Source organism: Micromonospora sp. NPDC000668 (genome assembly GCF_042897975.1).
In the GTDB taxonomy this organism is placed as follows: Bacteria; Actinomycetota; Actinomycetes; order Mycobacteriales; family Micromonosporaceae; genus Micromonospora.
The window spans coordinates 1-3,191 of record NZ_JBIAYP010000013.1; the positions used below are offsets into that span (position 1 = coordinate 1).

Genomic DNA, 3,191 nt, shown 5'->3' on the forward strand with positions numbered 1-3,191 from the left:
AGAGCGCTCAAGAAGCCGCACCGCATTGTCGTCTCCGGTCCACCGCTCATATTCGTCGATGAGGATCACGTAAAGGGGCGTCGCGTCGGCGCTGCCGAAATACGGTGAGTGCGGCTGCTCCTCGAACCCGACCGTTTCCCCGTAGCGCAACTCGTGCATGATCTTTCCCGGCTCCTCCTCGCGAAAATCGTCCAACACGACGCCCTGCACCAGCGTCAGAAGGCGCAGCGTCGTAGCGGCGAGATGCGGTGCGAACGGCAGCGCCTGCAGACTGGTGAAGATGCTGTCACGACCGAAGATGGCCATGAACCACGGCAGCCCGGCGGCAGGCAGGCGTTGTCCGCCGGCCGTGAGCGGCGTGAAACGCAGCGCGGCGAGGTCGACGAGGCTGCGCCGGTAGGTCCTCATCAGTGATTCGGAGTCGCAGACCAGGCGGGGTCTTTCAGCGAGCCACCGGTCCAGGTCCAGGCGCATCTCCTTCTTGACCCGACCGGGTCTGCCCTGGAGGCTCTCCCGGATATCACGGCCGTTCAAGCCCAATGTCTGCACGTGCAGCTCGGTTACCCATTCGGCACGTGGCCCGATCCTGACGTCGTACGTCAGCCCGTGCTCGTCGATCCGGGCCGGCTCGGTGCTGGAGATGACTGTCTCCCGCTGGAACTGCTCGCGCTTGTAGCCGAGGCGCAGGCACCCGTTTTCGACCCGCGTGTAGTAATCTCCCTTCTTCTCCCGCACGTCTTTGATCTCGAACAGATCGGCGAAGTCGCTGCCGACCTCGAACCGGATCCGGAGGTCGACCGGCTCACCTTGGTGGTTGACCACCGTCAACCGTTCGTGGAAGCTGCCACCGATCGAGCGTTCGCGGATGGCCGAAATCTTGGGGTCGACAAGAGGAGTCGGAGCAACCGGGACGAGAAAGAACCGCGTTTCGAAATACTCGATGTCGTCGACCGTGAGCGCGCTGAGTCGTTCACCGTCGATGCTGAGCAGCCATTTCGACAGGAACCGGGTATCAAACGAGAACAGGCCGGTCGGGATGGTGGGAGACGCGTCGAAGTCGCCGGTGTCCTCACTGACCACGAAAGTGTTGCCGTCGAGAAGCCTGACGAGATCCTCAGTCATGCCTGCCGTCTCCGCTCCCAGGCGAACATCCGCGGGTGGTGCGCGCCAGGCGGCCCCGGGAAGGCTCGCTGAAAGAGGCGGGCCAGCCGCACCTCGCCCTCGGCCCTGAGTTCGTTACGCACCCACGCCGCGTACAGGTTCTCCTCGCCGCTGACGATCCGGTCGAAGAGCCCCTTGTCGGCGCGGATGACCGAGTCGGCCTCGCGCTCCTCTCTCGAAACGCGGACATCACCCTGCTGGATCACCACGAACCAACGGTCGACCCCGTGATCGTGTTCGAGATCGAAGCGTATGGTGCCGGTGGCCTCCTGAAGCAGGGGTTCGTGGCCGCGGTGGTCGAGCCCGTCGAAGAACTCCGCCGTAGGATCCGACATCAGACTCCCTCGGTCAGTTCTGACCAGCACAGCATCACCCGGGCCGGGGCACCTCGGCATCACCCGTATCGGATGAGATTGGTGCGGGCGACACCGGTGTTCCAATCTCACCCGCTGCGGGTGATGCCGCGGCACCACTGGGTGAGCGACGCTGCCTGTTGAGCCGGTCGACCTGTAAGGGGTGGCGCTGATGTCGGATGCGACCAGTGAGTTCTTCGACGAACTCGACCACCGCGGGTCCGAACGCCTGCTGAGGAAGACCAACGGCACCATACGCTTCGACCTCGAACACGATCACGGGATCGACCATTGGCTCGTCACCATCATCAATGGTGATGTTCAGGTATCGAGGGAGAAGCGCGACGCCGACTGCGTCATCCGTACCGACAACGCGTTCTTCGACCGCATGGCCCGCGGCGAGGAGAAACCGTTGCCGGCGTGGCTGCGGAACGAGATCACGAGCGAAGGCAAATTTCGGTTCATAGTCCTGCTGGAGCGGCTCTTTCCCGAGTCGCCCGGCGCGCGCCATCCGCGGACCTTCGCCCGCGAACGTGGGGGGCATAGATGAGTGCGAAGCTCGTCAGGATCCTGGACGGCAACATCTTCGTGTTGAGCTATGACAGTGGCGACATCGAAGCGACGCCCACCGTCCCGTGCGGGTTCTTCTCGTTCGACACCCGATTCCTGTCGCTCTGGCAGCTGAGCGTCAACGGTGAGCGGCTGCACGCGCTGGCGGTGGACGACTCGCGGTATTTCGAAGTGCGTTTCTTCCTGGTTCCGGGCGCTCCGACCCATTACCTGGACGCCAAGGTGTCGGTCATCCGTGAACGGTCGATCGCTGGCAGCTTCACGGAGCGGTTGAGCATCCTCAACCACTCCGGGGAACCGGCCGAGTTCACCGTCCGCGTCGAGGCGGACTCCGACTTCATACCTCTGCTCGCGGTCGCGCAGCCGGAGCAGCCAGAGGGAAGGATCCACCGGCGTGTCGAGGACGGGTTCCTGCATCTCGGCTACGAGCGTGAGAAGTTCCGGCGCGAGACGGTCATCTCCACGACCGAGCCGGCGCAGATCGACGAACGCGGGCTGACGTACAAGATCCTCGTCGGACCGCACGGACAGTGGACCACAACACTGCAGGTCCGAGGACTGGTGCTGCGTCCGGACGGCGAGGATGTTCGTGAGCATGTGTATCCCGGCCGCCCCAGGCGAAGCGAGCAGCAACTCCAGCGGGACCTCGACCAGTGGCTCGATAAGGCGCCGCAACTGACGTGTGACTGGGAGCCGCTGACGAGGACGTATCGGCGTAGCCTCGTCGACCTTGCGGCGTTGCGATACTCGCCGCTGACGCTCCCGAAGGTGGCGATGCCCGCCGCCGGCCTGCCGTGGTCCGCGACCGTCACTGGGCGTGACTCCATCTTTGCCAGCCTGCAGGCGATGCCCTTCACCCCGGAGCTCGCCGTGGCCACGTTGCACATGCTGGGGATCGATCAGGGCTCCGTGCTGGACGACTTCCGCGACGAGGAGCCGGGAAAGATCCTGCGCGAGTTCCGCTACGGCGAGCTGGTCGCGTTCGAAAAACGCCCGCAGTCGCCGTACTACGGCAGCGCGGACGTCACCCCGCTCTACGTGATCCTGCTCGACGAGTACGAGCGGTGGACCGGAGATGCCGCCCTGGTGCATGAGTTCGAGGACGAG

4 protein-coding genes are annotated in these 3,191 nt (G+C 64.4%); 2 read left to right on the plus strand and 2 right to left on the minus strand.

Annotation, left to right across the window (positions count from 1 at the left end):
- Together ACFY29_RS34825 and ACFY29_RS34830 are read right to left on the minus strand one after the other, a co-directional pair.
- Nucleotides 1-1,122, minus strand: a 1,122-nt coding sequence (locus ACFY29_RS34825; protein WP_386993028.1) for a glycogen debranching N-terminal domain-containing protein, incomplete at its 3' end; no start/stop codon positions are given.
- A complete protein-coding gene (locus ACFY29_RS34830) occupies nucleotides 1,119-1,496 on the minus strand; it encodes an SCP2 sterol-binding domain-containing protein (protein WP_386993029.1) in 378 nt (125 codons plus the stop codon). The genes ACFY29_RS34830 and ACFY29_RS34825, both read right to left, overlap by 4 nt.
- A gap of 190 nt (nucleotides 1,497-1,686) precedes the next feature.
- On the opposite strand from ACFY29_RS34830, the gene ACFY29_RS34835 reads away from it, so the two are divergent.
- Nucleotides 1,687-2,064 (plus strand): SCP2 sterol-binding domain-containing protein, encoded by a 378-nt coding sequence (locus tag ACFY29_RS34835; protein WP_386993031.1) that lies wholly within the window; start codon nucleotides 1,687-1,689, stop codon nucleotides 2,062-2,064.
- A partial coding sequence (locus tag ACFY29_RS34840) for a glycogen debranching N-terminal domain-containing protein (RefSeq protein WP_386993033.1) occupies nucleotides 2,061-3,191 on the plus strand: 1,131 nt, incomplete at its 3' end. The genes ACFY29_RS34835 and ACFY29_RS34840, both read left to right, overlap by 4 nt.

Bases quoted from the DNA above. Each gene is read 5' to 3' on its own strand.
- ACFY29_RS34830 (WP_386993029.1), bottom strand. From the start codon at position 1,496: ATGTCGGATCCTACGGCGGAGTTCTTCGACGGGCTCGACCACCGCGGC.
- ACFY29_RS34835 (WP_386993031.1), top strand. From the start codon at position 1,687: ATGTCGGATGCGACCAGTGAGTTCTTCGACGAACTCGACCACCGCGGG.